The sequence below is a fragment of the Streptomyces sp. CA2R106 genome (genome assembly GCF_037034245.1).
Taxonomy (GTDB): domain Bacteria; phylum Actinomycetota; class Actinomycetes; order Streptomycetales; family Streptomycetaceae; genus Actinacidiphila.
On sequence record NZ_JBAGKC010000006.1, the window covers coordinates 153,555 to 180,412 of the forward strand.

Here is a 26,858-nt window from a genome sequence, read left to right on the forward strand (position 1 = left end):
GATGGATGCACAAGCCATCCACAGCCTGGAGTGAGGTCACCTTGTCCACCGCTTCCCCGTCCTCCGCAGCGTCCCCCGAGACCGGCACCGCGCGCGTCAAGCGCGGCATGGCCGAGCAGCTCAAGGGCGGTGTGATCATGGACGTCGTCACGCCTGAGCAGGCGCGGATCGCCGAGGACGCCGGCGCGGTCGCCGTCATGGCGCTGGAGCGGGTGCCCGCCGACATCCGCAAGGACGGCGGCGTGGCCCGCATGTCGGACCCGGACATGATCGACGGCATCATCAGCGCCGTGTCGATCCCGGTGATGGCCAAGTCCCGGATCGGCCACTTCGTCGAGGCCCAGGTGCTCCAGTCGCTCGGCGTGGACTACATCGACGAGTCGGAGGTGCTCACCCCGGCCGACGAGGTCAACCACTCCGACAAGTGGGCGTTCACCACCCCGTTCGTGTGCGGCGCCACCAACCTCGGTGAGGCGCTGCGCCGGATCGCCGAGGGCGCGGCGATGATCCGCTCCAAGGGCGAGGCCGGCACCGGCAACGTCGTCGAGGCCGTCCGCCACCTGCGGCAGATCAAGGGCGAGATATCCCGGCTGCGCGGCCTGGACCACAACGAGCTGTTCGCCGCCGCCAAGGAGCTGCGCGCGCCCTACGAGCTGGTCCGCGAGGTCGCCGAGCTCGGCAAGCTGCCGGTCGTGCTCTTCTCCGCCGGCGGTGTGGCCACCCCCGCCGACGCGGCGCTGATGCGCCAGCTCGGCGCCGAGGGCGTCTTCGTGGGCTCGGGCATCTTCAAGTCCGGCGACCCGGCCAAGCGCGCCGCGGCCATCGTCCGCGCCACCACCTTCTTCGACGACCCGAAGGTCATCGCGGACTCCTCCCGCAACCTCGGCGAGGCGATGGTCGGCATCAACATCGACACGCTGCCGGAGTCCGAGCACTACGCGAACCGCGGCTGGTAAGGCGACGATGACGAGCTCTCCCACCATCGGCGTCCTGGCCCTCCAGGGCGACGTCCGGGAGCACCTGGCGGCCCTGGCCGCGGCGGACGCCGCGGCCACGGCGGTCCGGCGCCCGGAGGAACTGGCCGGGCTGGACGGCCTGGTGATACCCGGCGGCGAGTCCACCACCATCTCCAAGCTCGCCGCGCTCTTCGGGCTCACCGAGCCGCTGCGGGACGCGATCCGCGGCGGACTGCCGGTCTACGGCACCTGCGCCGGGCTGATCATGCTCGCCGACAAGATCCTGGACCCCAGGTCCGGGCAGGAGACGTTCGGCGGCATCGACATGATCGTGCGCCGCAACGCCTTCGGCCGGCAGAACGAGTCCTTCGAGGCGTTCGTCGACGTGCGGGGCGTGCCCGGCGGACCGGTCGAGGGCGTCTTCATCCGCGCGCCGTGGGTGGAGTCGGTCGGCGCGGACACCGAGGTGCTCGCCGAGTACGGCGGCCACATCGTCGCGGTGCGGCAGGGGAACGTGCTGGCCACGTCCTTCCACCCGGAGCTGACCGGCGACCACCGGGTGCATGAACTCTTCGTGTCCGCCGTGCGCGCGGGGAGCTGACCGTATCCCGGTAGGATCGGGCGCGCGACGAAGAACAGTACTGGTGACGCGAAGGAGACTGTCGGATGTCCGGCCACTCTAAATGGGCTACGACGAAGCACAAGAAGGCCGTGATCGATGCCAAGCGCGGCAAGCTCTTCGCGAAGCTGATCAAGAACATCGAGGTCGCGGCCCGGACCGGCGGGGCCGACCCGGACGGCAACCCGACGCTCTTCGACGCCATCCAGAAGGCGAAGAAGAGCTCGGTACCGAACAAGAACATCGACAGCGCGGTCAAGCGCGGCGCGGGCCTGGAGGCCGGCGGCGCCGACTACCAGACGATCATGTACGAGGGCTACGGGCCGAACGGCGTCGCCGTCCTCATCGAGTGCCTGACCGACAACCGCAACCGCGCCGCGTCCGACGTGCGGGTGGCGATGACCCGCAACGGCGGCTCGATGGCCGACCCGGGCTCGGTGTCCTACCTGTTCAACCGCAAGGGCGTGGTGATCGTCCCCAAGGGCGAGCTGGGCGAGGACGACGTGCTCGGCGCGGTGCTGGACGCCGGCGCCGAGGAGGTCAACGACCTCGGTGAGTCCTTCGAGGTGATCAGCGAGGCCACCGACCTGGTGCCGGTCCGCAAGGCCCTCCAGGAGGCCGGGATCGACTACGACTCCGCCGACGCCAACTTCCTGCCCACCATGCAGGTCGAGCTGGACGAGGACGGGGCCCGCCGGATCTTCAAGCTGATCGACGCGCTGGAGGACAGCGACGACGTGCAGAACGTCTTCGCCAACTTCGACGTCTCGGACGAGGTCATGGAGAAGGTCGACGCCTGACGCGGCGCCTGACGCGACGCCTGACTCGACGTCAGGGAGGGGCCGGCGGGGACACACCCCGCCGGCCCCTCCGCTGTTTGTCGGTGCCAACCGCTAACCTGCACGAACAGGTTGGCGAACGACCGCCGACCGCGGCGGACGCGCGGGAAGGGGCGGCATGCGGGTGCTCGGCGTGGACCCGGGGCTGACCCGGTGCGGTGTCGGTGTGGTCGACGGCGTGCCCGGCCGGGCGCTGGCGATGGCCGGCGTCGGGGTGATCCGCACCCCGTCCGACGCGGAGATCGGCCACCGGCTGGTACTGATCGAACGCGGCCTGGAGGAGTGGCTCGACGAGCACCGCCCCGAGGCCGTCGCCGTCGAGCGCGTCTTCAGCCAGCACAACGTCCGCACCGTGATGGGCACCGCCCAGGCCAGCGCGGTCGCCATCCTGTGCGCCTCCCGGCGCGGCCTGCCGGTGCACCTGCACACCCCCAGCGAGGTCAAGGCGGCCGTCACCGGCAGCGGCCGGGCCGGCAAGGAGCAGGTCGGCGCCATGGTGACCCGGCTGCTGCGGCTGGACGCCCCGCCCAAGCCCGCCGACGCCGCCGACGCCCTCGCGCTCGCCATCTGCCACATCTGGCGCTCCCCGGCCACCAACCGCCTCCAGCGGGCCGTGGCCGGGAACCGCCTCCAGCAGGCCGCCGCGGCCCACCGCGCCGTCCGACCGCCCGCCGCACCCGTACACCCCGTGCCTTCCGCACCCAGCAGCCAGGAGCCCACCGCGTGATCGCCTTCGTCAGCGGCCCGGTGGCCGCACTCGCCCCGGACTCCGCGGTCATCGAGGTCGGCGGGATCGGCATGGCGGTCCAGTGCGCGCCCGGCACCCTGTCCGCGCTGCGGCTCGGCGAGCCCGCCCGGCTGGCGACCTCGCTGGTGGTCCGCGAGGACTCCCTGACGCTCTACGGCTTCGCCGACGACGACGAGCGGCAGGTCTTCGAGCTGCTCCAGACCGTCAGCGGGGTCGGCCCCCGGCTGGCGCAGACCATGCTCGCCGTGCACAGCCCCGACGCCCTGCGCGCCGCTGTCGCGGCCGGGGACGAGAAGGCGCTGACCGCCGTGCCCGGCATCGGCAAGAAGGGTGCCCAGCGGCTGCTGCTGGAGCTCAAGGACCGGCTGGGGGCGCCGGTGGGCGCCGCGGGCGCCCCGGCGGCCGGGAGCGCGGCCCGCGCGGCCGCCCCGCCGTCCTGGTCCGAGCAGCTGCTCACCGCGCTCGTCGGGCTCGGCTACGCGCCGCGCGAGGCGGAGGAGGCGGTGACCGCGGTCACCCCGCAGGCCGAGGCCGCCGCCGAGCCGAACGTCGGCACACTGCTGCGCGCGGCCCTCCAGACCCTCAACCGCACCCGCTGACCGCGCCCCGACCCGCCTGCCGCCCCCCACGCCCCGCCCCACCCGAACCCTGACCGACCCGAGACCGGCCGCGAACCCCGACCGCCTGCCGACCGCCCGACCCGAGAGACCTGCCATGAACTGGGACGACGCCCCCGCCGACACACCCGACCGGCTGGTCGGGTCGGCCGCCGACCACGACGACCAGGCGGTCGAGGCGGCGCTGCGGCCCAAGGAGCTCGACGAGTTCATCGGCCAGGAGCGGGTCCGCCAGCAGCTCGACCTGGTGCTCAAGGCCGCCCGCCAGCGCGGTGCCACCGCCGACCACGTACTCCTGTCGGGTGCACCCGGGCTCGGCAAGACCACTCTTTCGATGATCATCGCCGCCGAGATGTCCGCGCCGATCCGGATCACCTCGGGCCCGGCCATCCAGCACGCCGGCGACCTCGCCGCGATCCTCTCCTCGCTCACCGAGGGCGAGGTGCTCTTCCTCGACGAGATCCACCGGATGTCCCGGCCCGCCGAGGAGATGCTCTACATGGCGATGGAGGACTTCCGGGTCGACGTGATCGTGGGCAAGGGGCCCGGCGCGACCGCGATCCCGCTGGAGCTGCCGCCCTTCACCCTGGTCGGCGCCACCACCCGGGCCGGGCTGCTGCCGCCGCCGCTGCGCGACCGGTTCGGCTTCACCGGCCACATGGAGTTCTACGCCCCCGCCGAACTGGAGCGGGTCATCCAGCGCTCGGCCGGCCTGCTGGACGTGGCGATCGACACCGGCGGCGCCGCCGAGATCGCCGGCCGCTCCCGCGGCACCCCCCGGATCGCCAACCGGCTGCTGCGCCGGGTCCGCGACTACGCACAGGTACGGGCCGACGGCGTGGTCAGCCGCGAGGTCGCCGCCCGGGCCCTGGAGGTCTACGAGGTCGACGGCCGCGGCCTGGACCGGCTGGACCGGGCGGTGCTGCACGCGCTGCTGAAGCTCTTCGGCGGCGGCCCGGTCGGCCTGTCCACGCTCGCGGTCGCGGTGGGGGAGGAGCGGGAGACCGTCGAGGAGGTCGCGGAGCCCTTCCTGGTCCGCGAGGGACTGCTCGCCCGCACCCCCAGGGGCCGGGTGGCGACCCCCGCGGCCTGGTCCCACCTGGGCCTCGTACCGCCCCAGGAGGGCGGGGGGACGAGTCGGGGCGGAACCGGACAGACCGGCCTGTTCGGTCCCTGACCTCCGCTAGACTCCTACGATCAGGAACCCCCATGCAATGCTGGGCGTTGTTCCATCGGCGAGCCAGCGCTTAGACTCCGCCGACGCCCTTCCTCTGGATCGGCACCCACATCCCGAAATCCAGGCCATCCCCCACGTTGGCCGTGCGAAGGAATGTCCACACCGTGAGCATCGGAATTCTCCTCCCCCTGATCCTGATCATCGGCGTCATGTTCATGATGACCCGGTCGCAGAAGACCAAGCAGCGCCAGGCGTTGGAGATGCGCAACAAGATGGAGCCGGGCACCGGCGTGCGCACCATCGGTGGCATGTACGCCGTGGTGAAGGAGGTGAACGAGGAGACCGTCCTGCTGGAGATCACCGACGGTGTCCACGCGCACTTCACCAAGTCCGCCATCGGCACGGTGCTCTCCGAGGAGGAGTTCAACCGGATCGTGCACGGCATCGAGCCCGAGGAGCCCGCGGGGCTCGACGACGACGCCGTGAGCGACGCCGACGCGGCCGCGGGGGACGCCGCGCCGGCCGACGGTGCGACGGACGCGGACGCCGCCGAGGGCGGCGAGGAGCAGGTCAGCCTCGACAAGTCCGAGGAGGCCGCGGCCCCGTCGTCGACGGACGCGCCCGCCGCCGAGGACGGGGCCGCCAAGGAGCCGAACGGCTCCGCCGCGAAGTAAGCGTCCTGCTTCATCCACTCGTGGCCGCCCCCGGGCCCGCATGCCCGGGGGCGGTAGGACAGGGAGAGACAACAAGGTGGCAGCAGCCAAAAAGGGCCGTAGGTCCTCGGGGAGCCAGGGGTACCCCGGGCGCGCTCTGGCCGTGATCCTCATCGCCCTGGTGGCGCTGACCGGGGGGATCTTCCTCTCCGGCCACAAGACCCCGCGGCTCGGCATCGACCTCGCCGGCGGCGTGGAGATCACGCTGACCGCCAAGCCCGACCAGGGCAAGGCCGTCACCAAGGCGAACATGAACACCGCGGTCAACATCATCAACAACCGCGTCAACGGCCTGGGCGTCTCCGAGGCGGAGGTGCAGACCCAGGGGAACGACAACATCATCGTCGACATCCCCAAGAGCACCAACGCCGACCAGGCCGAGCAGCAGGTCGGCACCACCGCCCAGCTGTACTTCCGGCAGGTGCTCGCCGACGGCGACGGTTCGCCGACCGCGACGACGACGCCGACGCCCACGCCCACCGGCTCCGCCACCAGCAAGTCGTCCAGCACCGCCAGCCCGAAGGCCACCTCGAGCGCGACGGCCTCCAGCACCGGCAAGTCCACCGCGACCCCCTCGTCCACCAGCAGCCAGGGCCGCGCGGTCACCGACGCCCTGAAGTCCGGCACGGACAAGGCCCCGACCCCGCAGGCCACCGCCACGGCGTCGAGCAGCGCCTCGGACGGCACGACCGACACCAGCGGCACCAGCACCAGCACCACCGACGCCACCTCCGGCGTCTCGGCCGCGCTCCAGGCCAAGTACGAGGCGCTGGACTGCACCAAGCCCGCCCAGCGCGCCAAGGCCAGCGAGGGCACCAAGCCCACCGACAACGTGATCGCCTGCGGCCAGATCGACAAGCAGTGGGTGAAGTACCTGCTCGGCCCGTCCCAGATCGACGGCAAGCACGTCACCAGCGCCAACGCGGTCTTCGACACCCAGAGCGGCAACGGCTGGGTGGTCAACCTCAGCTTCGACTCCAAGGGCTCCTCGCAGTTCACCAGCGTCACCAAGAACCTCGCGGCGCAGTCCTCGCCGAACAACCAGTTCGCCATCGACCTCGACGGCAACGTGGTGTCGGCCCCCTCGGTGTCCTCGACCCTGTCCGGCGGCACCGCGCAGATCTCCGGCAGCTTCACCCAGCAGTCCGCCACCGACCTGGCGAACGTGCTGAAGTACGGCTCGCTGCCGCTGGCGTTCAACATCTCCGACAAGACCACCGTCTCCGCCGCGCTCGGCGGCGAGCAGCTGCGCGGCGGCATGATCGCCGGCGCCGTCGGCCTCGCCCTCGTGGTGATCTACCTGCTGGCCTACTACCGCGGCCTGAGCTTCGTCGCGGTGCTCAGCCTGGTCGTCTCCGCCGCACTGACCTACACGATCATGTGCCTGCTGGGTGAGGCGGTCGGATTCGCGCTGAACCTGCCCGCGGTGTGCGGTGCCATCGTCGCGATCGGTATCACCGCCGACTCGTTCATCGTCTTCTTCGAACGGATCAGGGACGAGCTACGCGACGGCAGGACACTGCAACCCGCGGTGGCCCGCGGCTGGCCGCGCGCCCGGCGCACCATCCTGGTGTCGGACTTCGTGTCCTTCCTCGCCGCCGCGGTGCTCTACGTCGTGTCCGTCGGCAAGGTCCGGGGCTTCGCGTTCACGCTCGGCCTGACCACCCTGCTCGACGTCGCCGTGGTCTTCCTGTTCACCAAGCCGCTGATGACGATCCTCGCCCGCCGCGCCTTCTACGCCAAGGGCCACAAGTGGTCCGGCCTCAACCCGGAGAGCCTCGGGGTCAAGGCACCGCTGCGCCGTATCCGCCGCCAGTCCTCCGAGACGAAGGAAGCCTGATGTCCAAGCTCGGCACTCTCGGTCACCGGCTGCACCGGGGCGAGGTCAGCTACGACTTCGTCGGCAAGCGGAAGATCTGGTACTCGATCTCCATCCTGGTCACGATCGTCGCGATCATCGGCCTGGTGGTGAACGGGCTCAAGGAGAGCATCGACTTCTCCGGCGGCGCGGTCTTCAACACCCCGAAGACGTCCCTGTCCGTCTCCGACGTGCAGAACAAGATCTCCGGGGACACCGACGGCCGCGACGCGACCGTGCAGAAGCTCGGCAACGGCAGCATGCGCATCCAGGTGGCCGGGCTCTCCACCGACCAGTCGAAGAAGGTCCAGAAGGAGATCGCCGCGGACCTGAAGATCCCGGCGTCGAAGATCGACGCCGAGATCGTCGGCCCGAGCTGGGGCAAGGAGATCACCCACAAGGCACTGGAAGGCCTGATCATCTTCCTGGTGCTGGTGGTCATCTACCTCGCCATCGCCTTCGAGTGGCGCATGGCGCTGGCCGCCCTCGTCGCCCTGCTGCACGACCTCACCATCACCGTCGGCGTCTACGCGATCGTCGGCTTCGAGGTCTCGCCCGGCACCGTGATCGGCCTGCTGACCATCCTCGGTTACTCGCTCTACGACACGGTCGTGGTGTTCGACGGGCTGAAGGAAGCCAGCAAGGACATCACCAAGAAGAACACCTCCACCTACAGCGAGGTCGCCAACCGCAGCCTCAACAGCACCCTGGTGCGGTCGATCAACACCACGGTGGTCGCGCTGCTGCCGGTCGCCGCGCTGCTGTTCATCGGTGGCGGCATCCTCGGCGCCGGCATGCTCAACGACATCGCGCTCGCGCTGTTCGTCGGCCTCACCGCGGGCGCGTACTCCTCGATCTTCATCGCGACCCCGATCGTGGCGGAGCTGAAGGAGCGCGACCCGCAGATGAAGTCGCTGCGCAAGCGGGTGCTCGCCAAGCGCGCGTCCGACGCGGCGAAGGCGAAGGCCCGGGCCGCCGCGGGCGAGTCCGCGGCCGACGAGCCCGAGGACGAGCAGCCCGAGGACGGCGAGGAGGACGCCGCGGCCGCGGTCGTCGGCCCGCGCGCCACCGGCAGCAGTGACTCCGGGGTCCGCCCGAACCGCAGCCAGCCGTCCAACCGGGGCAGCCGCGGCCGCGGCCGCCCCTCCGGCAAGCGCCGCTGAGCCCTCGCCCGCCGCCGCCCGGGAGTACCCGCCGGGCGGCGGCGGGCGTTTTCCCGCCCGCGCACCGCGCACCGAGCACCGAGCACCGAAAGAAGCATCATGACGACGACGGAAGCCGCCTCCCCCGAGCTGCGGGACCTGCTGCTCTCCCGTATCCGCGACGTGGCGGACTACCCGCAGCCCGGGGTGGTCTTCAAGGACATCACCCCGCTGCTGGCCGACCCGGTGGCGTTCAACGCCCTGGTCGACGCGCTCGCGGAGCTGTGCACCCGCCACGCGGCCACCAAGATCGTCGGCCTGGAGGCGCGGGGCTTCATCCTCGCCGCGCCCGCCGCCGCCCGCGCCCGGCTCGGCTTCGTACCGGTCCGCAAGGCCGGCAAGCTGCCCGGACCGACGCTGGCGCAGGGCTACGCGCTGGAGTACGGCACCGCCGAGATCGAGGTGCACGCCGACGCCTTCGGGCCCGGCGACCGGGTGATCGTCATCGACGACGTGCTCGCCACCGGCGGCACCGCCGAAGCCGCGCTCGACCTGATCGCGCGCACCGGCGCGAGCGTCGTCGGCGTCGCGGTCATGCTGGAGCTGGGCGCGCTCGGCGGCCGGGAGCGGCTCGCCCCGGTCCTCAAGGACGTCCCGCTGGACGCCCTCGTCGTGGTCTGAGCGGTCCGCAGCGGATCGGCCGCCCCCGGGCCGCCGCAGGGCCGCCCGGGCCCGTACGGCGCCCCTGAGGCGCTTCGCCGGCGTACGGCGTGCCCGGCGCGGCGTACGGACCGGCGTACGCCGGTGCGTGTGCGCCGGCCGGGCCGGGCGGAGCCGCCTTGCTCCGCCGCGCGCCCGCCGGGTGCCGCCGCTCGTTACCATGGGACTTCGACCGCGTGAGGAGTGCCCTTGCCAGACCAGGCCCAGCCGCTCGACGCCGCCGACGGGACCGCCCAGGGGACGGGCCCGGCCGACGGGCGCCGGGGCACGCCTGCGACCGGCGCGCCGGCGCCCGCTCCCACACCCGAGTCCGCGCCCCCGCCCGCCGGGGCCCACCCGAGCGCCGACAGCGGCGCCGGCAAGGCCGCCGACCAGGCCAAGGGCGACCAGGGCAGGGGCGACCAGGGCAAGGGCGCCACGCTCGCGCCCAAGTCCGGCCCGGCCCCCGCTCCCGCGCCCACCCCCGCCGCCCTGCGGCCGGTGCGCACCCCCGGCAGCGTCGCCCCCACCCGGCCCGGCGCCTCCTCCAGCCGGGTCCGCGCCCGGCTCGCCCGCCTCGGCGTGCAGCGCTCCAGCGCGTACAACCCGGTGCTCGAACCCCTGCTGCGGGTCGTGCGCGGCAACGACCCCAAGGGCGACAGCGCGCAGCTGCGGCAGATCGAGGCCGCCTACCAGGTCGCCGAGCGCTGGCACCGCGGCCAGAAGCGCAAGAGCGGCGACCCGTACATCACGCACCCGCTGGCGGTCACCACCATCCTCGCCGAGCTGGGCATGGACCCCGCCACCTTGATGGCCGGGCTGCTCCACGACACCGTCGAGGACACCGACTACGGCCTGGACCAGCTGCGCCGCGACTTCGGCGACCAGGTCGCCCTGCTCGTCGACGGCGTCACCAAGCTGGACAAGGTCAAGTTCGGTGAGGCCGCGCAGGCCGAGACGGTGCGCAAGATGGTCGTCGCGATGGCCAAGGACCCCCGGGTCCTGGTGATCAAGCTCGCCGACCGGCTGCACAACATGCGCACCATGCGCTACCTCAAGCGGGAGAAGCAGGAGAAGAAGGCCCGCGAGACGCTGGAGATCTACGCCCCGCTCGCCCACCGGCTGGGCATGAACACCATCAAGTGGGAGCTGGAGGACCTCGCCTTCGCGATCCTCTACCCGAAGATGTACGACGAGATCGTCCGCCTCGTCGCCGAACGCGCCCCCAAGCGGGACGAGTACCTGGCCGTGGTCACCGACCAGGTCCAGCAGGACCTGCGCGCGGCCCGGATCAAGGCCACCGTCACCGGGCGCCCGAAGCACTACTACAGCGTCTACCAGAAGATGATCGTCCGCGGCCGGGACTTCGCCGAGATCTACGACCTGGTCGGCATCCGGGTCCTCGTCGACACCGTCCGGGACTGCTACGCGGCGCTCGGCACCATCCACGCGCGATGGAACCCGGTCCCCGGCCGGTTCAAGGACTACATCGCGATGCCGAAGTTCAACATGTACCAGTCGCTGCACACCACCGTGATCGGCCCCAGCGGCAAGCCCGTCGAGTTGCAGATCCGCACCTTCGACATGCACCGCCGCGCCGAGTACGGCATCGCCGCGCACTGGAAGTACAAGCAGGAAGCGGTGGCCGGCGCCTCCAAGGTGCGCACCGACAGCCCGCGTTCGGACAAGAAGGACGACGCGGTCAACGACATGGCCTGGCTGCGCCAGCTGCTGGACTGGCAGAAGGAGACGGAGGACCCGGGGGAGTTCCTGGAGTCGCTGCGCTTCGACCTGTCGCAGAGCGAGGTCTTCGTCTTCACGCCCAAGGGCGACGTGATAGCGCTGCCGGCCGGCGCTACCCCGGTCGACTTCGCCTACGCGGTGCACACCGAGGTCGGGCACCGCACCATCGGCGCCCGCGTCAACGGCCGTCTGGTGCCCCTGGAGTCGACCCTCGACAACGGCGACACCGTCGAGGTGTTCACCTCCAAGGCGTCCGGCGCCGGGCCGTCCCAGGACTGGCTGGGCTTCGTCAAGTCGCCCCGGGCCCGCAACAAGATCCGCGCGTGGTTCTCCAAGGAGCGCCGCGAGGAGGCGGTCGAGCAGGGCAAGGAAGCGATCGCCCGCGCGATGCGCAAGCAGAACCTGCCGATCCAGCGGGTGCTGACCGGCGACTCGCTGGTCACCCTGGCGCACGAGATGCGCTACCCCGACATCTCGGCGCTCTACGCGGCGATCGGCGAGGGCCACATCACCGCGCAGTCCGTGGTGCAGAAGCTGGTCGACGCGCTCGGCGGGGAGGACGGCGCCACCGAGGACATCGCCGAGATCACCACCCCCACCCAGGGCCGCACCAAGCGGCGGAAGAACGCCGACCCGGGCGTCATCGTCAAGGGCGAGAGCGACGTGTGGGTGAAGCTCTCCCGCTGCTGCACCCCCGTCCCGGGCGACCCGATCATCGGCTTCATCACCCGGGGCAACGGCGTGTCGGTGCACCGAGCCGACTGCGTCAACGTCGAGTCGCTCTCGCAGCAGCCCGAGCGGATGATCGACGTCGAGTGGGCGCCCACCCAGTCCTCGGTCTTCCTCGTCGCGATCCAGGTCGAGGCGCTGGACCGGGCCCGGCTGCTCTCCGACGTCACCCGGGTGCTGTCCGACCAGCACGTCAACATCCTGTCCGCGGCGGTGCAGACCTCCCGCGACCGCGTCGCGATCTCCCGCTTCACCTTCGAGATGGGCGACCCCAAGCACCTCGGCCACGTCCTCAAGGCGGTCCGCGGGGTCGAGGGCGTCTACGACGTCTACCGCGTCACCTCCGGCCGCCAGCAGCGCTGAACGGCCGCCCGCCACCCGCAACACGAAGAGGTCCCCCGCGCCACGGGCGCGGGGGACCTCTTTCTCTGGTGGATGCCGGCGTCAGCCTCCGCTCAGCGGAACTCGCCCATGCCCTTCAAGGCCGCGTCCAACAGCGCCTGCCGGCCGTCCAGTTCGGACTGGAGCTTGTCGGCCTTCGCGGTGTTGCCCGCGGCGCGCGCCGCCTCGACCTGGTCGCGCAGCTTGTCGACCGCGGCCTGCAACTGGCCGGTCAGACCCGCCGCACGCGCCCGGACCTCCGGGTTGGTGCGCCGCCACTCCGCTTCCTCGGACTCCTGGAGCGCCCGCTCCACGGTGTGCATCCGGCCCTCGATCCGCGGCCGGGCGTCGCGCGGCACATGGCCGATCGCCTCCCACCGCTCGTTGATCGAACGGAACGCCGCCCGCGCCGACTTCAGGTCGGTCACCGGCAGCAGCTTCTCCGCCTCGATGACCAGCTCCTCCTTGCGCGCGAGGTTCTCCCGCTGCTCGGAGTCCCGCTCGGCGAACACCTCGGAACGCGCGGCGAAGAACACGTCCTGTGCACCGCGGAAGCGGTTCCACAGGTCGTCCTCCGCTTCGCGCTGGGCGCGGCCGGCCGCCTTCCACTCCGCCATCAACTCGCGGTAGCGGGCCGCGGTCGGCCCCCAGTCCGTGGAACCCGACAGCGACTGCGCCTCGGTGACCAGCTTCTCCTTGGTGCGGCGGGCCTCCTCGCGCTGCGCGTCCAGCGACGCGAAGTGCGCCTTGCGCCGCTTGGAGAAGACCGAACGGGCGTGGCTGAAGCGGTGCCACAGCTCGTCGTCGGCCTTGCGGTCCAGCCGCGGCAGACCCTTCCAGGTGTCCACCAGGGCCCGCAGCCGCTCACCGGCGGTGCGCCACTGCTCGCTCGCGGCCAGTTCCTCGGCCTCGGCGACCAGCTTCTCCTTGGCGGCCTTCGCCTCCTCGCCCTGCTTCGCCCGCTCCGCCCGGCGCTGCTCGCGCCGGGTGTCCACGAGCGCCACCAGCGCGTCCAGCCGGGTGCCCAGCGCCGCCAGGTCGCCCACCGCGTGCGCCTCGGTCACCGAGGTGCGCAGGTGCTCGATCGCGGCCAGCGCCTCCTTGGGCGCCAGATCGGTCGTCTGCACCCGCCGTTCGAGGAGGCCGATCTCCACGACGAGCCCCTCGTACTTGCGCTCGTAGTAGGCGAGCGCCTCGTCAGGGGAACCCGCCTGCCACGAACCGACCTCCTTCTCACCGTCGGCCGTACGCACGTACACGGTCCCCGTCTCGTCGACGCGGCCCCACGGGTCGCTGCTCACAGCGCCTCCCTCATGTGATGCCCACCCGCGTCACCGCCGGCGGGCATCGTCCACAGTTTCCCTCCGGCCGGGCCGCACGCCCTGACCGGTTCCAACGGCCAACATAGGCGACCGGCGCCCCGGCTGTCCGCATCCGATACGCGCTCAATCGCGAATTCGGATACCGATCAGGACTCGGTCCGGCCGCCCGCGGGCAGCCCGGGCACCCGGCCGCGGGTCAGGACTTGCTGACCGTCGCCTTGTTGATCACCACGGTCGCGTTGGGCGCACCGTCGCCCTGGCCGGTGCTCTCACCGTCGGCGGCGATCTTGTCCAGGACCTTCATGCCGGCCTTGGAGACGGTGCCGAACGGCGTGTAGCTCGGCGGCAGCGGGCTGTCCTTGTAGACCAGGAAGAACTGGCTGCCGCCGGTGTGCGCCTGGCCGGTGTTGGCCATCGCGATGGTGCCCGCCGGGTAGGTGACCGAGCCGGTGGAGGAGTCGGCCTTGCCGAACGCCGTCAGGTTCTCGTCCGGGATGGTGTAGCCCGGGCCGCCCGAGCCCTGACCGGTCGGGTCGCCGCACTGGAGCACGTAGATGCCGGTCGTGGTCAGCCGGTGGCACTTGGTGTGGTCGAAGTAGCCCTGGTCGGCGAGGAACTTGAAGGAGTTGACGGTGTGCGGGGCCTTCGCCGTCTCCAGCGCGATCGAGATGTCGCCGCAGGTGGTCGCCAGGTCGAAGGTGTAGCCGGCCGACTTGTCGATGGTCATCGCCGGCTCCTTCTTCCACTGCTTGGTGCCGGGCTTGCCCGCCGCCGCCTTCTCGCACGGGTCCGGGCCCTTGGAGACGGTGGGGCTCGCCGAGGCGGACGCGGTCGCACTGGTCGCGGCGGCGTCGTCCTTCTTCTTGCTGCTGCCGTCGAACGCGCCGGCCGCGTACGCCCCGCCGAGCGAGGCGGCGACCACGGCGACCACCACGGCGATCACCGAGTTGCGCACCCGCGTCTTGCGCTGCGCGCTCACCCGGCGCTGCTGCTGGCGCGCGAACTTGTCCCGGGCGAGCTGCCGCCGCCGCTGATCCTTGGTGGTCACTTCGCCGTCTCCGTCGTCTGTCTGGGCGTCGGTTGTCCGTCCGTGCCGCGCACCGACGCATTGCGTTGTATGTTTCCTGTGCGCCGGCTGTATCGAAGGGGACACAGCCGGTGTCGAAGCTGCCGTATGCGAATGTACGTGCCGCAGATCTTCGCGTCACGCCGCACCTGCCGTCCAGTCCGCGCACCACCCCGCAACCGGTTCGCAGCCGCGCCCCGCTCGCCGGTAGGCTCGGGGGCAGCCCACAGCGGACGACATAAGGACGAACGTGCTCATTGCCGGGTTCCCCGCCGGGGCGTGGGGCACCAACTGCTACGTGGTCGCGCCCGCCGCAGGCGAGGAGTGCGTGATCATCGACCCGGGGGTCGACGCGACCCAGGGCGTCGAGGACGTCCTCGCCAAGCACCGGCTCAAGCCCGTGGCGGTCATCCTCAGCCACGGCCACGTCGACCACGTCGCCTCGGTGCTGCCGGTGTGCGGCGCGCACGACGTGCCCGCCTGGCTGCACCCCGCCGATCGGTACATGCTCAGCGACCCGGCGACGGCGATCGGCGCCTCCGTCGGCTCCCCGCTGCTGGCCGGCCTGACCGTCGGCGAGCCCGACGACCTTCGGGAGCTGACCGACGGCGAGACCCTCGCGCTGGCCGGTCTGGAGTTCGGCGTCGCGCATGCGCCCGGCCATACCAAGGGGTCGGTGACCTACCGGCTGCCCGAGAGCGCCGACATCCCGTCGGTGTTCTTCTCGGGCGACCTGTTGTTCGCCGGCTCCGTCGGACGCACCGACCTGCCCGGTGGCGACACCGCCGAGCTGTACGAGTCGCTGGCCCGCGTGTGCCTGCCGCTCGACGACTCGACGGTGGTGCTCTCCGGGCACGGCCCCCAGACGACCATCGGCCGCGAGCGCGCCACCAACCCCTTCCTGGGCAAGGTGGCCGGCGGCCACGGAACCGGCGACGACCCGGCTCCACGACGAGGATTGTGACTGTCACTGCCGTGAGCACGTTCCAGGCCCCCAAGGGCACCTACGACCTCCTGCCGCCCGACTCCGCGGCCTTCCTCGCGGTGCGCGAGGCGATCGCCGCCCCGGCCCGCCGCGCCGGCTACGGATACGTCGAGACCCCCGGCTTCGAGCACGTCGAGCTGTTCGCCCGCGGTGTCGGGGAGTCCACCGACATCGTCACCAAGGAGATGTACGCCTTCAGCACCAAGGGCGGCACCGAGCTGGCACTGCGCCCCGAGGGCACCGCGTCGGTGCTGCGCGCCGCCCTCCAGGCCAACCTGCACAAGGCCGGCAACCTCCCGGTGAAGCTGTGGTACTCCGGCTCCTACTACCGCTACGAGCGCCCGCAGGCCGGCCGCTACCGCCACTTCTCCCAGGTCGGCGCCGAGGCGATCGGCGCGGAGGACCCGGCGCTGGACGCCGAACTGGTGATCCTGGCCGTCGACGCGTACCGCTCGCTGGGCCTGCGCGACTTCCGGCTGCTGCTCAACTCGCTGGGCGACAAGGAGTGCCGCCCGGCCTACCGCGCCGCGCTCCAGGACTTCCTGCGCGGCCTCGACCTCGACGACGACACCCGCAAGCGGATCGAGATCAACCCGCTGCGGGTGCTGGACGACAAGCGCGAGGCGGTGCAGCGCCAACTCACCGGCGCGCCGCTGATCGTGGACCACCTGTGCGAGGCGTGCAAGGCGTACCACGAGCAGGTCCGGGAACTGCTGACCGCGGCGGGCGTGGCCTACGAGGACGACCCGCGGCTGGTGCGCGGGCTGGACTACTACACCCGCACCACCTTCGAGTTCGTGCATGACGCGCTCGGCTCGCAGTCCGCGGTCGGCGGCGGCGGGCGGTACGACGGCCTGTCGGAGATGATCGGCGGCCCGTCGCTGCCGTCGGTCGGCTGGGCGCTGGGCGTGGACCGCACGGTGCTCGCGCTCAAGGCCGAGGGCGTCGAACTCGCGCTGCCCGCCGCCACCGACGTGTACGCGGTGCCGCTCGGCGAGCAGGCCCGGCGCACCCTCTTCGCGCTGGTCACGCAGTTGCGTCGGGAGGGGATCGCCGCGGACTTCGCCTTCGGCGGCAAGGGCATCAAGAACGCGATGAAGTCCGCGGACCGCTCCGGCGCCCGGCTGGCGATCGTGGCCGGCGAACGGGACCTGGCCGAGGGCGTCGTGCAGATCAAGGACCTCGCCAGCGGCGAGCAGGGTCCGGTGGCGCTGGACGAGGTGGCCGGAACCGTCAAGGAACGGCTGGTTTAAACCCCTCGAACGTGTACCGGGGCGGCGTACCTTACACCGTACTCACCGCCCCGGGTGCACAATGTCTGTGCCCGCCCCATGGATTCGATGAGAGATCGGCGATCATGACGACTTCCGCGTTGGACGACACGCGAACGGACGACGACCGCACCCCGCGCGCCGGTTCCGAGATCGTGCCGAGCAAGCCGTTCACCTGGCTGCTGCTGATCTCCGGCGCACTCGGCCTGCTCGCCTCCTTCGTGATCACCAACGACAAGTTCGTCCTGCTGCAGAACACCGTGGACGGCAAGCCGACGCACTTCTCGTGCAGCCTCAACCCGGTCATCGCCTGCGGCAGCGTGATGGAGAGCAAGCAGGCCCACGCCTTCGGCTTCCAGAACCCGATCATCGGCCTGGTCGCCTACGGCGTGGTGATCTGCGTGGCCATGGGCGTCTTCGCCGGCGGGCGCTACAAGCCGTGGTTCTGGTACGGGCTCCAGGCCGGCGGCCTCTTCGGCGTCTGCTTCATCTCCTGGCTCCAGTACCAGACGATCTACAACATCCACGCGGTCTGCCTGTGGTGCTGCCTGGCCTGGGTCGTCACGATCCTGATCTTCTGGTACACCGCCGTGCACAACATCCGCAACGGCCTGATCAAGCTCCCCCGCCCGGTCCGCTCGGCCGTGCTGGAGTTCCACTGGGTGGTGCCGGTGATGTGGTACGCGGTGATCGGCCTGCTGATCCTCACCCACTTCTGGTACTACTGGAAGACCGTCATCTGACCTCGTGATCCGGGGTGTGTCACAGCGGTGGCATACCCTTCACGAGTGGAGCCAGATCTGTTCAGTGCGGCCGCGGAGGAGCGGCAGGAGCGGGACCCGGGAAACAGCCCGCTCGCCGTCCGGATGCGGCCGCGCACCCTTGAGGAAGTGGTCGGCCAGCAGCACCTGCTGCGCAAGGGGTCCCCGCTGCGGCGGCTGGTGGGGGAGGGCGGCACCGGACCCGCGGGCGCCTCCTCGGTGATTCTGTGGGGCCCGCCCGGCACCGGGAAGACCACCCTCGCCTACGTCGTCAGCAAGGCCACCAACAAGCGGTTCGTGGAGCTGTCGGCGATCACCGCGGGCGTCAAGGAGGTCCGCGCGGTCATCGAGTCCGCCAAGCGCCAAGCCGGCGGGTATGACCGCGAGACCGTCCTGTTCCTCGACGAGATCCACCGCTTCAGCAAGGCCCAGCAGGACTCGCTGCTGCCCGCGGTCGAGAACCGCTGGGTGACCCTGATCGCGGCGACCACCGAGAACCCGTACTTCTCGGTAATCTCACCGCTGCTGTCCCGCTCCCTGCTGCTCACCCTCGAATCGCTCACCGACGACGACATCCGCGGGGTGCTGCACCGCGCGCTCACCGAGGAGCGCGGGCTCGGCGGCGCCGTCACCCTCCAGCCCGACGCCGAGGAGCACCTGCTGCGGATCGCCGGCGGTGACGCCCGCCGCGCGCTCACCGCGCTGGAGGCGGGCGCCGGCTCCGCGCTCGCCAAGGGCGAGGAGACCATCACGCTGGCCACCGTCGAGGAGGCCGTCGACCGCGCCGCGGTCGCCTACGACCGCGACGGCGACCAGCACTACGACGTGGCCAGCGCCCTGATCAAGTCGATCCGCGGCTCCGACGTCGACGCCGCGCTGCACTACCTGGCCCGGATGATCGTGGCGGGGGAGGACCCGCGCTTCATCGCCCGCCGCCTGATGATCTCCGCGAGCGAGGACATCGGGCTCGCCGACCCCACCGCGCTGCCCACCGCGGTCGCCGCGGCCCAGGCGGTGGCGATGATCGGCTTCCCCGAGGCGTCGCTCATCCTCAGCCACGCCACCATCGCGCTCGCCCTCGCGCCGAAGTCCAACGCGGCGACCACCGCGATCGGTGCCGCCCTCGCCGACGTCCGGGCCGGCAAGGCCGGCCCGGTCCCCGCGCACCTGCGCGACGGCCACTACAAGGGCGCCGCCAAGCTCGGCCACGCGCAGGGCTACGTCTACCCCCACGACGTGCCCGGCGCCATCGCCGCCCAGCGCTACCTCCCGGACGACCTCGCCGACCGCCGCTACTACGAACCCACCCGCTACGGAGCCGAGGCCCGCTACGCGGATGTGCTCGACCGCGTCAGAAGCCGCCTCGCCGGCGACAGCTGAGGTACGGGCCCCGGAGGGTCACGCCCGCGCGGAAGCGAAAAGGTGCCGAAGGGCGCGCCGGGCAGCCGCGGGACCCTCCACCGGCGCCGGAAAGTCGAAGCGGGCGTCGTACGTCCCGGCCGCGCCGGTGAAGCGGACCCGCAGCCCGAACCGGTCCAGCGCCAGCGGCACCGCCTGCGTGGCGCCTGCGACGCACGGTTCGCCGACGAGCCCGCACAGGAGGGCCACCTCCTCCGGGTGCGACCCGGCCAGGTGCTGGAGCACATCCGTCTCGAAGGGCGCGAGCGGATCGGGCCCGGCCGCGGCGAACTCGTCGGGCTCCACGAGCGCCGCACCCCACAGGTCGTCCACGGAGATCTCCCCGGGCTCCAGCCGCAGCAGCTCCGCGTCGGCCTCGAACCCGCCGCCGGGCACGTGGGTCAGCCACCCGGCCACCCAGGCGCGGCCGCGGATGCGGTGCGGCACCGCGACCGGCGCGACATCGGTGACTTCCAGCACAGCGGGCACCTCGTCGTCGCTGGCGTGCCGTGCCGCCCGCACCGCGGGCGCCGCGCGCGGGAAGAGCAGGAAGACGTCCCCGTCGGGCCCGACGGAGCAGCGCAGCGGCACCATCGGTTCGGCCGGTGCGGGGCGCAGCGCGGGAATGGCCAGTGCGAGGGACGGGTTACTCTCGACGAGAGTGCGCGCGCGTTCGGCGGCCGAGGGCTGCCGGGGCGCTTCTTCCTCTTCGGGACGCGGCTGACCGTTCTCCTGCTGCCACGACGGCCGTTCGGGTGCGGGGTTCCCGGGTCGAATCATGCGTACTCCTCAGCTAAGGTAAGCCTTACCTAATCTACACGGAGGTTCGACGCACGTGAATCAGTCGCGTCCCAAGGTCAAGAAGTCGCGGGCGCTCGGCATCGCGCTCACCCCGAAGGCGGTCAAGTACTTCGAGGCCCGCCCCTACCCGCCGGGTGAGCACGGCCGTGGTCGCAAGCAGAACAGCGACTACAAGACCCGGCTGCTGGAGAAGCAGCGGCTGCGCGCGCAGTACGACATCAGCGAGCGGCAGATGCAGCGCGCGTACGACCGCGCGAAGAAGGTCGAGGGCAAGACCGGCGAGGCGCTGATCGTCGAGCTGGAGCGCCGACTTGACGCGCTGGTGCTCCGGTCCGGGCTGGCCCGCACCATCTACCAGGCCCGCCAGATGGTCGTGCACGGCCACATCGAGGTCAACGGCCGCAAGGTCGACAAGCCGTCCTTCCGGGTCCGCCCCGACGACGTCGTGCAGGTCCGGGAGCGCTCGCGGGAGAAGACCCCGTTCCTGGTCGCCCGCGAAGGCGGCTGGGCGCCCGACGGCGAGACCCCCCGCTACCTCCAGGTCAACCTCCAGGCCCTCGCGTTCCGCCTCGACCGCGACCCCAACCGCCGCGAGATCCCGGTGATCTGCGACGAGCAGCTCGTCGTCGAGTACTACGCCCGCTGAGCGGTAGAAGGGTGCGCAGTTCCCCGCACTGAGGGTTCCAAGGGACGCGGGGAACTGCGCGGCACGCCCACCACCGGCAGCCGCTCCCGGGGCCGACAGGACGGGGCGGCCTGGAGGGTCCGGCCCGCGGAGCGCGATAAGCTCGCCTGTGTTCGTGGTCGGGTGGGAGCAAGAGGGGTGCGGCAGCGTGTCCGGTGGAGAGGTGGCGGGCCTCATCGTCGCCGTGTTCTGGGCGATCCTCGTCTCGTTCCTGGCCGTGGCCCTCGCCCGGCTCGCGCAGACCCTGCGCCGCACCACGGAGTTGGTCGCCAGCGTCACCGAACAGGCCGTACCGCTGCTCGGTGAGGCCTCGGACGCGCTGCGCAACGCGAACACCCAGCTGGACCGGGTCGACACCATCACCTCCGACGTCGCCGAGGTGACCGCCAACGCGTCCGCGCTGTCCTCCACGGTGGCTTCGACGTTCGGCGGACCGCTGGTGAAGGTCGCCGCCTTCGGCTACGGCGTGCGGCGCGCGGTCGGCATGCAGGCCGGCGACTCCGGCAAGGCCCGGGCCCGTACCCTCACCGGCCGGGTGCTGCCCACCTCGCGCCGGGACCGCCGCGACCGCCGCACTAAGGACTGAGGCCATGTTCCGCCGTCTGTTCTGGTTCTTCACCGGCGCCGCCACCGGCGCGTGGGCCACCGTCAAGGTGGGACGCGCGGTGCGCCGCCTCAACCCCGACAGCCTCGCGGTGACCGCCGCGGACCGCGCGCTGGAGACCGGCGCGCGGCTGCGGCTGTTCGCCCAGGACGTACGGGTCGGCATGGCCCAGCGCGAGACCGAACTGCACGACGCCCTGGGCCTGCGTACCCAGAGCGCCCCCGACGCACCCCAGCCGCTGCCCGCACCGCGCGCCACCCTGCCCGGGACCACCGCGGACAGCGGCTCCGCCCTGCCCACCCGGGCCGGGCGCGGGGACCGCAAGCACAAGAACCGGAAGGACGAACACTGATGGAGTCGGCAGAAATCCGCCGCCGCTGGCTGCGCTTCTTCGAGGAGCGCGGGCACACCGTGGTGCCGTCGGCCTCCCTCATCGCGGACGACCCGACGCTGCTGCTCATCCCGGCCGGCATGGTCCCCTTCAAGCCGTACTTCCTCGGCGAGGTCAAGCCGCCCTTCGACCGCGCGACCAGTGTGCAGAAGTGCGTGCGCACCCCGGACATCGAAGAGGTCGGCAAGACCACCCGGCACGGCACGTTCTTCCAGATGTGCGGCAACTTCTCCTTCGGCGACTACTTCAAGGAAGGCGCCATCAAGTACGCCTGGGAGCTGCTGACCAGCTCGCAGGCCGACGGCGGCTTCGGCCTGGAGCCGGAGAAGCTGTGGATCACCGTCTACGAGAAGGACGACGAGGCCGAGCGGATCTGGCGCGACGTCGTCGGCGTGCCCGCCGAACGCATCCAACGCCTCGGCATGGGCCCCAACTTCTGGTCCATGGGCGTGCCCGGCCCCTGCGGCCCCTGCTCCGAGATCAACTACGACCGCGGCCCCGAGTTCGGCGAGGAGGGCGGCCCCGCGGTCAACGACGAGCGCTACGTGGAGATCTGGAACCTGGTCTTCATGCAGTACGAGCGCGGCCCGGGCCAGGGCAAGGACGGCTTCCAGATCCTCGGCGACCTGCCCGCCCAGAACATCGACACCGGCCTCGGCCTCGAACGCCTTGCGATGATCCTCCAGGGCGTGCACAACATGTACGAGACCGACACCCTGCGCGTGGTCATCGACACCGCCACCGCGCTGACCGGCGTGCACTACGGCGCCGCCGACGCGTCCGACGTGTCGCTGCGGGTCGTCGCCGACCACATGCGCACCGCCGTCATGCTCATCGGCGACGGCGTCACCCCCGGCAACGAGGGCCGCGGCTACGTCCTGCGCCGCATCATGCGCCGCGCCATCCGCAACATGCGGATGCTGGGCGCGGACCGCCCCGTCGTCGCCGAGCTGGTGGACGTCGTCATCGGCACCATGGGCGAGCAGTACCCGGAGCTGATCACCGACCGCAAGCGGATCGAGTCCGTCGCCCTCGCGGAGGAGTCCCGCTTCCTCAAGACCCTCTCGGCCGGCACCAACATCCTCGACACCGCGGTCACCGAGACCAAGGCCGCCGGCGGCCGGGTGCTCCCCGGCGAGCAGGCGTTCCTGCTCCACGACACCTGGGGCTTCCCGATCGACCTCACCCTGGAGATGGCCTCCGAACAGGGCCTGAGCGTCGACGAGGACGGCTTCCGCCGGCTGATGAAGGAGCAGCGCGACCGGGCCAAGGCCGACGCGCAGAAGAAGAAGACCGGCCACGCGGACCTGTCGGCCTACCGCGAGGTCGCCGACCGCTCCGGCGCCACCGAGTTCACCGGCTACGTCCTCGACCACGGCGAGGCCACCGTCGTCGGGCTGCTGGTCGACGGCGTGCCCTCGCCCGCCGCCACCGAGGGCGACGAGGTCGAGGTCGTCCTCGACCGCACCCCCTTCTACGCCGAGGGCGGCGGCCAGCTCGCCGACACCGGCCGCATCCGGCTGGACAGCGGCGCCGTCATCGAGGTCCGCGACGTGCAGCGCCCGGTGCCCGGCGTCAGCGTGCACAAGGGCGTCGTCCAGGTCGGCGAGGTCACCGTGGGCGCCGCCGCCCACGCCCAGATCGACCTGACCCGGCGCCGCGCCATCGCCCGCGCGCACAGCGCCACCCACCTCACCCACCAGGCGCTGCGCGACGCGCTCGGCCCCACCGCGGCGCAGGCCGGCTCGGAGAACTCGCCCGGCCGCTTCCGCTTCGACTTCGGCTCCCCGGCGGCGGTGCCCGGCACCGTGCTCTCCGACGTCGAGCAGAAGATCAACGAAGTGCTGGCCCGCGAACTCGACGTCACCGCCGAGGTGATGCCCATCGCGGAGGCCAAACGGCAGGGCGCCATCGCGGAGTTCGGCGAGAAGTACGGTGAGCACGTCCGCGTGGTGACCATCGGCGACTTCTCCAAGGAGCTGTGCGGCGGCACCCATGTGGGCAACACCGCCCAACTCGGCCTGGTCAAGCTGCTCGGCGAGTCCTCGATCGGCTCGGGGGTGCGCCGTGTCGAGGCGCTGGTCGGCGTCGACGCGTACAACTTCCTGGCCCGCGAGCACACCGTGGTCGCCCAGCTCACCGAACTGGTCAAGGGCCGCCCGGAGGAGCTGCCCGACCGGATCTCGGGGATGCTCGCCAAGCTCAAGGACGCCGAGAAGGAGATCGAGCGCTTCCGCGCCGAGAAGGTGCTCCAAGCCGCGGCCGGGCTCGCCGCCGGCGCCGAGGACGTCAAGGGCGTCGCTCTGGTCACCGGCACGGTGCCGGACGGCACCGGCGCGGACGACCTGCGCAAGCTGGTGCTCGACGTGCGGCAGCGGATCGGCGGCGGCCGGCCCGCGGTCGTCGCGCTCTTCACCGTGGCGGGCGGCCGCCCGCTGACGGTCATCGCGACCAATGACGCCGGGCGCGACCGCGGCCTGAAGGCCGGCGAGCTGGTCCGCACCGCGGCCAAGACGCTCGGCGGCGGGGGCGGCGGCAAGGACGACGTCGCCCAGGGCGGCGGCCAGAACCCGGCCGCGGTGCCCGAGGCGATCGAGGCCGTGCGGCGGCTCGTCGGCGAGAAGGCGTGACATGACCGAGCGGCGGCGGGGCGCGGAGCGCGGCCGGGAGCGGCCGCGGGCCCGGCGCTCCGCCGCGGGCCGGGGCGCGGCGCGGCCCGGCGCCTTCGGCGCGGACGGCCCGGGCAGCGGGGGCTCCGCAGACGGTACGGGCGGTACGGGCGGTCCGGGCAGCTCGGCGGGCAGCGGCACCGGCGGTGCGGGCGGCACTGGTGGCTCCGGCGGGATCAGGCGCGGCCGCCGGCTCGCCGTGGACGTCGGCGACGCCCGGATCGGCGTGGCCTCCTGCGACCCCGACGGCATCCTCGCCACCCCCGTGGAGACCGTGCCCGGCCGCGACGTGCCCGCCGCGCAGCGCCGGCTGGCGGCCCTCGTCGGCGAGTACGAACCGATCGAGGTCGTCGTCGGCCTGCCCACCTCGCTGAACGGAACAGAAGGCCCGGCCGCCGTCAAGGTCCGCGCCTTTGCGTTCGCTGTGGCGAAAATCATCGCGCCGGTGCCGGTCCGCCTCGTGGACGAGCGGATGAGCACCGTCACGGCGACCCAGGGACTGCGCGCGTCGGGTGTCCGGGCGAAAAAGGGACGCTCCGTGGTCGACCAGGCGGCGGCTGTCGTTATCCTGCAAAGCGCCCTGGAAGCCGAGCGGGTGTCCGGCATCCCTCCGGGCGAGAACGTCGAAGTGGTCATCTGATCGCGATACGGTAACGTTCCGCGCGACACGGCGGTGCCTTCGGGCGCCGCCCGTTTCGCAAGGTCGGTGGACCTGATGCCGACCGCGTACCGACGGGACCGAGGGCCTACGCCCGAGCAGCCGTGGCGGACGACCGGGCACCGGTCCTCCGCAGTGGGTGCGAGCAGGAAGACCGACTGATGGATGCCGATGACTGACTACGGCCGGGGTTCCGGCTCAGAACCGTGGCACCCCGAGGACCCCCTCTTCGGCGACGTGTACGACCAGGGGTACCCCCAGCAGCAGCCCCAGCACTTCCCGCAGCAGGGCGACTGGCAGGACCCGTACGCCACCGGTCAGCAGCACCAGCAGTACCCGCAGCAGCCCCAGCAGCCCCAGCAGGGCGGCTACCCGCAGCAGTACGACCAGCAGCAGTACCAGCAGTACCCGCAGCAGGGGCACGTCCAGCACGGCTACCCGCAGCAGACCGGGTACGCCGGCTACGACGCGTACGAGGGCTACGACACCGGCTCCTACCAACCCGGCCAGGCCGACGGCTACGTCCAGGACCCGTACGGCGGCCACCCGGCCCAGGACCCGTACGGGCAGCAGCAGCCGCAGCCCGGCTACTACGGCCAGCCGCAGCAACAGCCGCAGCAGCCCCAGCAGCAGGGCTACCCCCAGCAGGCCCCGTACCAGGGACAGCCCCAGCAGCAGCAGCCCGAGCAGCCCCACCAGCAGCAACCACCCCAGCCCCAGCAGCCTCAACCGCAGCAGGGCGGCGCCGGCCGGCCGGGCCAACCGGCGCAGCCCGCCGCCCGTACCGCACCGGCCGAGACCGACTGGGACGCCGACACCGCGGACGACCCGCGCGACCACGCCTTCTTCGCCGACCACCGCGACGACGACGAGGACGACGACCGGCATGCGCCCGAGCAGAACCGGTCCGGCGGCCGCAGGTCCGGCCGTACCCAGGGCCAGCCCGCCAAGAAGCGCCGCAGCGGCTGCGCCTGCGTGGTGGTGCTCGCCGTCCTGGTCGGCGGTGTCGGCGGAGTCGGCTACGTCGGCTACAACATGTACGAGAGCCGGTTCGGGCCGCCGCCGGACTTCTCGGGCAACGGCAGCGGGGACGTCCAGGTGAACATCCCCGCCGGCTCCACGACGACGACCATGGGGAACATCCTCAAGCAGGCCGGTGTCGTCAAGAGCGTCGGCGCCTTCACCAAGGCCGCGAACAAGGACCCCAAGGGCAACTTCATCCAGGCCGGCGTCTATGACCTGCACAAGCAGATGTCCGGTACCGCGGCCGTCACGATGATGCTCGACCCCAAGTCGCAGAACACCCTGATCATCGCCGAGGGCATGCGCGACAAGCAGATCTACGCGGCCATCGACGCCAAGCTGAAGCTGGCCGCGGGCACCACCGAGAAGACCGCGCACTCCCAGGCGAAGCAGCTCGGGCTGCCGTCCTGGGCGGACACCGACCCCGACATCTCCGACCCGCTGGAGGGCTTCCTCTTCCCCTCCCGCTACAGCATCGCCAAGGGCGAGAAGCCCGAGGTGCTGCTGAAGCAGATGATCGACGAGGCGACCAAGCAGTACGCCCAGTTCGACATGGCCGCGGAGGCGAAGAAGCAGGGCCTGAAGAACCCGCTCGAACTCGTCACGGTCGCCAGCCTCGTCCAGGCCGAGGGCAAGACCGACGAGGACTTCAAGAAGATGGCCAAGGTCGTCTACAACCGGATGGTGCCGAACAACCCGGAGACGCAGGGGCTGCTGCAGTTCGACTCGACGTACAACTACGTCAAGAACACCAGCAAGACGAACATCTCGACCGCCGAGGTCAACTCGCTGGACAGCCCCTACAACACCTACAAGCACCAGGGCCTGCCCCCCGGCCCGATCGGCAACCCCGGCGTCGACGCCCTCAAGGCGGCGATGGCGCCGGACAGCGGCGACTGGTGGTACTTCATCTCCCTGGACGGCAAGACCACCGACTTCACCCAGACCAAGGCCCAGTTCGACAAGCTCTACGACCAGTACAACTCCCAGTAGCAGGGCACTC

General features: G+C 71.6%; 24 protein-coding genes. 21 read left to right on the top strand and 3 right to left on the bottom strand.

What is annotated here, in order from left to right:
* Positions 1-5: 5 nt before the first annotated feature.
* From pdxS to WA788_RS11800, 11 genes are all read left to right on the top strand, one after another.
* Entirely contained in the window at positions 6-956 is a 951-nt protein-coding gene (gene pdxS / locus WA788_RS11750) for a pyridoxal 5'-phosphate synthase lyase subunit PdxS (protein WP_335975755.1), read from the top strand.
* A gap of 7 nt (positions 957-963) precedes the next feature.
* Positions 964-1,557, top strand: coding sequence for a pyridoxal 5'-phosphate synthase glutaminase subunit PdxT (pdxT, locus tag WA788_RS11755; protein WP_335975761.1), 594 nt, complete (start codon positions 964-966; stop codon positions 1,555-1,557).
* Between the two features lie 65 nt (positions 1,558-1,622).
* Positions 1,623-2,375: a YebC/PmpR family DNA-binding transcriptional regulator gene (locus WA788_RS11760; RefSeq protein WP_335975765.1), complete on the top strand. Its 753-nt coding sequence runs from the start codon at positions 1,623-1,625 to the stop codon at positions 2,373-2,375.
* A gap of 157 nt (positions 2,376-2,532) precedes the next feature.
* The gene (gene ruvC / locus WA788_RS11765) at positions 2,533-3,141 is read left to right on the top strand and encodes a crossover junction endodeoxyribonuclease RuvC (protein WP_335975767.1); all 609 of its coding nucleotides are present in this window, start codon (positions 2,533-2,535) and stop codon (positions 3,139-3,141) included.
* A complete protein-coding gene (ruvA, locus tag WA788_RS11770; protein ID WP_335975772.1) occupies positions 3,138-3,761 on the top strand; it encodes a Holliday junction branch migration protein RuvA in 624 nt (207 codons plus the stop codon). Before ruvC ends, ruvA begins: the two co-directional genes overlap by 4 nt.
* A gap of 115 nt (positions 3,762-3,876) precedes the next feature.
* On the top strand, positions 3,877-4,956 hold the full coding sequence (gene ruvB / locus WA788_RS11775) for a Holliday junction branch migration DNA helicase RuvB (RefSeq protein WP_335975777.1): 1,080 nt from the start codon (positions 3,877-3,879) through the stop codon (positions 4,954-4,956).
* A 164-nt stretch (positions 4,957-5,120) separates the two neighbouring features.
* On the top strand, positions 5,121-5,630 hold the full coding sequence (gene yajC / locus WA788_RS11780; RefSeq protein ID WP_335975779.1) for a preprotein translocase subunit YajC: 510 nt from the start codon (positions 5,121-5,123) through the stop codon (positions 5,628-5,630).
* Positions 5,631-5,706: 76 nt separating this feature from the next.
* Entirely contained in the window at positions 5,707-7,509 is a 1,803-nt protein-coding gene (gene secD, locus WA788_RS11785; protein WP_335975781.1) for a protein translocase subunit SecD, read from the top strand.
* Positions 7,509-8,690, top strand: a complete 1,182-nt coding sequence (gene secF, locus WA788_RS11790) for a protein translocase subunit SecF (RefSeq protein ID WP_335975785.1) — start codon at positions 7,509-7,511, stop codon at positions 8,688-8,690. The genes secD and secF overlap by 1 nt, the downstream gene beginning before the upstream one ends.
* Before the next feature lie 99 nt (positions 8,691-8,789).
* Entirely contained in the window at positions 8,790-9,350 is a 561-nt protein-coding gene (locus WA788_RS11795; protein WP_335975788.1) for an adenine phosphoribosyltransferase, read from the top strand.
* Positions 9,351-9,578: 228 nt separating this feature from the next.
* On the top strand, positions 9,579-12,203 hold the full coding sequence (locus tag WA788_RS11800) for a RelA/SpoT family protein (protein ID WP_443034012.1): 2,625 nt from the start codon (positions 9,579-9,581) through the stop codon (positions 12,201-12,203).
* A gap of 92 nt (positions 12,204-12,295) precedes the next feature.
* Here WA788_RS11800 and WA788_RS11805 read toward each other — a convergent pair whose 3' ends face one another.
* Together WA788_RS11805 and WA788_RS11810 are read right to left on the bottom strand one after the other, a co-directional pair.
* Positions 12,296-13,522 carry a DUF349 domain-containing protein gene (locus WA788_RS11805; protein WP_335975792.1) on the bottom strand — a complete coding sequence of 409 codons (1,227 nt, stop codon included), beginning with the start codon at positions 13,520-13,522 and terminating at the stop codon, positions 12,296-12,298.
* A gap of 217 nt (positions 13,523-13,739) precedes the next feature.
* A complete protein-coding gene (locus WA788_RS11810; protein WP_335975795.1) occupies positions 13,740-14,591 on the bottom strand; it encodes a peptidylprolyl isomerase in 852 nt (283 codons plus the stop codon).
* A 268-nt stretch (positions 14,592-14,859) separates the two neighbouring features.
* Here WA788_RS11810 and WA788_RS11815 point away from each other — a divergent pair, with 268 nt between their 5' ends.
* The 4 genes from WA788_RS11815 (at position 14,860) to WA788_RS11830 (ending at position 19,006) form a co-directional block, all read left to right on the top strand.
* The gene (locus tag WA788_RS11815) at positions 14,860-15,573 is read left to right on the top strand and encodes an MBL fold metallo-hydrolase (protein ID WP_335975799.1); all 714 of its coding nucleotides are present in this window, start codon (positions 14,860-14,862) and stop codon (positions 15,571-15,573) included.
* A gap of 11 nt (positions 15,574-15,584) precedes the next feature.
* Positions 15,585-16,847 carry a histidine--tRNA ligase gene (gene hisS / locus WA788_RS11820; protein WP_335975802.1) on the top strand — a complete coding sequence of 421 codons (1,263 nt, stop codon included), beginning with the start codon at positions 15,585-15,587 and terminating at the stop codon, positions 16,845-16,847.
* Between the two features lie 104 nt (positions 16,848-16,951).
* Positions 16,952-17,608 (top strand): vitamin K epoxide reductase family protein, encoded by a 657-nt coding sequence (locus tag WA788_RS11825; RefSeq protein WP_335975804.1) that lies wholly within the window; start codon positions 16,952-16,954, stop codon positions 17,606-17,608.
* 45 nt (positions 17,609-17,653) lie between these two features.
* Complete coding sequence (locus WA788_RS11830) at positions 17,654-19,006, top strand: replication-associated recombination protein A (RefSeq protein ID WP_335975808.1); 1,353 nt, start codon at positions 17,654-17,656, stop codon at positions 19,004-19,006.
* A gap of 18 nt (positions 19,007-19,024) precedes the next feature.
* Here the strand turns inward: WA788_RS11830 and WA788_RS11835 are convergent, their stop codons facing one another.
* A complete protein-coding gene (locus tag WA788_RS11835) occupies positions 19,025-19,804 on the bottom strand; it encodes a DUF2470 domain-containing protein (RefSeq protein ID WP_335975810.1) in 780 nt (259 codons plus the stop codon).
* A gap of 55 nt (positions 19,805-19,859) precedes the next feature.
* Between WA788_RS11835 and rpsD the strand changes: the two genes are divergently transcribed.
* The 6 genes from rpsD to mltG all read left to right on the top strand — a co-directional run bounded on the left by rpsD (position 19,860) and on the right by mltG (position 26,848).
* On the top strand, positions 19,860-20,471 hold the full coding sequence (rpsD, locus tag WA788_RS11840) for a 30S ribosomal protein S4 (protein WP_202232507.1): 612 nt from the start codon (positions 19,860-19,862) through the stop codon (positions 20,469-20,471).
* A 187-nt stretch (positions 20,472-20,658) separates the two neighbouring features.
* Positions 20,659-21,096 carry a DUF948 domain-containing protein gene (locus WA788_RS11845; protein WP_335975818.1) on the top strand — a complete coding sequence of 146 codons (438 nt, stop codon included), beginning with the start codon at positions 20,659-20,661 and terminating at the stop codon, positions 21,094-21,096.
* Positions 21,097-21,100: 4 nt separating this feature from the next.
* On the top strand, positions 21,101-21,466 hold the full coding sequence (locus WA788_RS11850) for a DUF6167 family protein (protein WP_335975824.1): 366 nt from the start codon (positions 21,101-21,103) through the stop codon (positions 21,464-21,466).
* Positions 21,466-24,135 (top strand): alanine--tRNA ligase, encoded by a 2,670-nt coding sequence (alaS, locus tag WA788_RS11855; RefSeq protein WP_335975827.1) that lies wholly within the window; start codon positions 21,466-21,468, stop codon positions 24,133-24,135. Before WA788_RS11850 ends, alaS begins: the two co-directional genes overlap by 1 nt.
* Before the next feature lie 214 nt (positions 24,136-24,349).
* Positions 24,350-24,814 carry a Holliday junction resolvase RuvX gene (gene ruvX, locus WA788_RS11860; protein ID WP_335976266.1) on the top strand — a complete coding sequence of 155 codons (465 nt, stop codon included), beginning with the start codon at positions 24,350-24,352 and terminating at the stop codon, positions 24,812-24,814.
* Positions 24,815-25,003: 189 nt separating this feature from the next.
* Positions 25,004-26,848 (top strand): endolytic transglycosylase MltG, encoded by a 1,845-nt coding sequence (gene mltG, locus WA788_RS11865; protein WP_335975829.1) that lies wholly within the window; start codon positions 25,004-25,006, stop codon positions 26,846-26,848.
* The last annotated feature ends 10 nt before the right edge of the window (positions 26,849-26,858 follow it).

Excerpts from the sequence above, each read along its gene's own strand:
- pdxS (WP_335975755.1), top strand. The coding sequence starts at position 6 with ATGCACAAGCCATCCACAGCCTGGAGTGAGGTCACCTTGTCCACCGCT.
- mltG (WP_335975829.1), top strand. The coding sequence starts at position 25,004 with ATGACTGACTACGGCCGGGGTTCCGGCTCAGAACCGTGGCACCCCGAG.
- WA788_RS11850 (WP_335975824.1), top strand. The coding sequence starts at position 21,101 with ATGTTCCGCCGTCTGTTCTGGTTCTTCACCGGCGCCGCCACCGGCGCG.
- secF (WP_335975785.1), top strand. The coding sequence starts at position 7,509 with ATGTCCAAGCTCGGCACTCTCGGTCACCGGCTGCACCGGGGCGAGGTC.
- ruvB (WP_335975777.1), top strand. The coding sequence starts at position 3,877 with ATGAACTGGGACGACGCCCCCGCCGACACACCCGACCGGCTGGTCGGG.
- WA788_RS11835 (WP_335975810.1), bottom strand. The coding sequence starts at position 19,804 with ATGATTCGACCCGGGAACCCCGCACCCGAACGGCCGTCGTGGCAGCAG.
- ruvC (WP_335975767.1), top strand. The coding sequence starts at position 2,533 with ATGCGGGTGCTCGGCGTGGACCCGGGGCTGACCCGGTGCGGTGTCGGT.
- pdxT (WP_335975761.1), top strand. The coding sequence starts at position 964 with ATGACGAGCTCTCCCACCATCGGCGTCCTGGCCCTCCAGGGCGACGTC.
- WA788_RS11825 (WP_335975804.1), top strand. The coding sequence starts at position 16,952 with ATGACGACTTCCGCGTTGGACGACACGCGAACGGACGACGACCGCACC.
- WA788_RS11760 (WP_335975765.1), top strand. The coding sequence starts at position 1,623 with ATGTCCGGCCACTCTAAATGGGCTACGACGAAGCACAAGAAGGCCGTG.
- alaS (WP_335975827.1), top strand. The coding sequence starts at position 21,466 with ATGGAGTCGGCAGAAATCCGCCGCCGCTGGCTGCGCTTCTTCGAGGAG.
- WA788_RS11795 (WP_335975788.1), top strand. The coding sequence starts at position 8,790 with ATGACGACGACGGAAGCCGCCTCCCCCGAGCTGCGGGACCTGCTGCTC.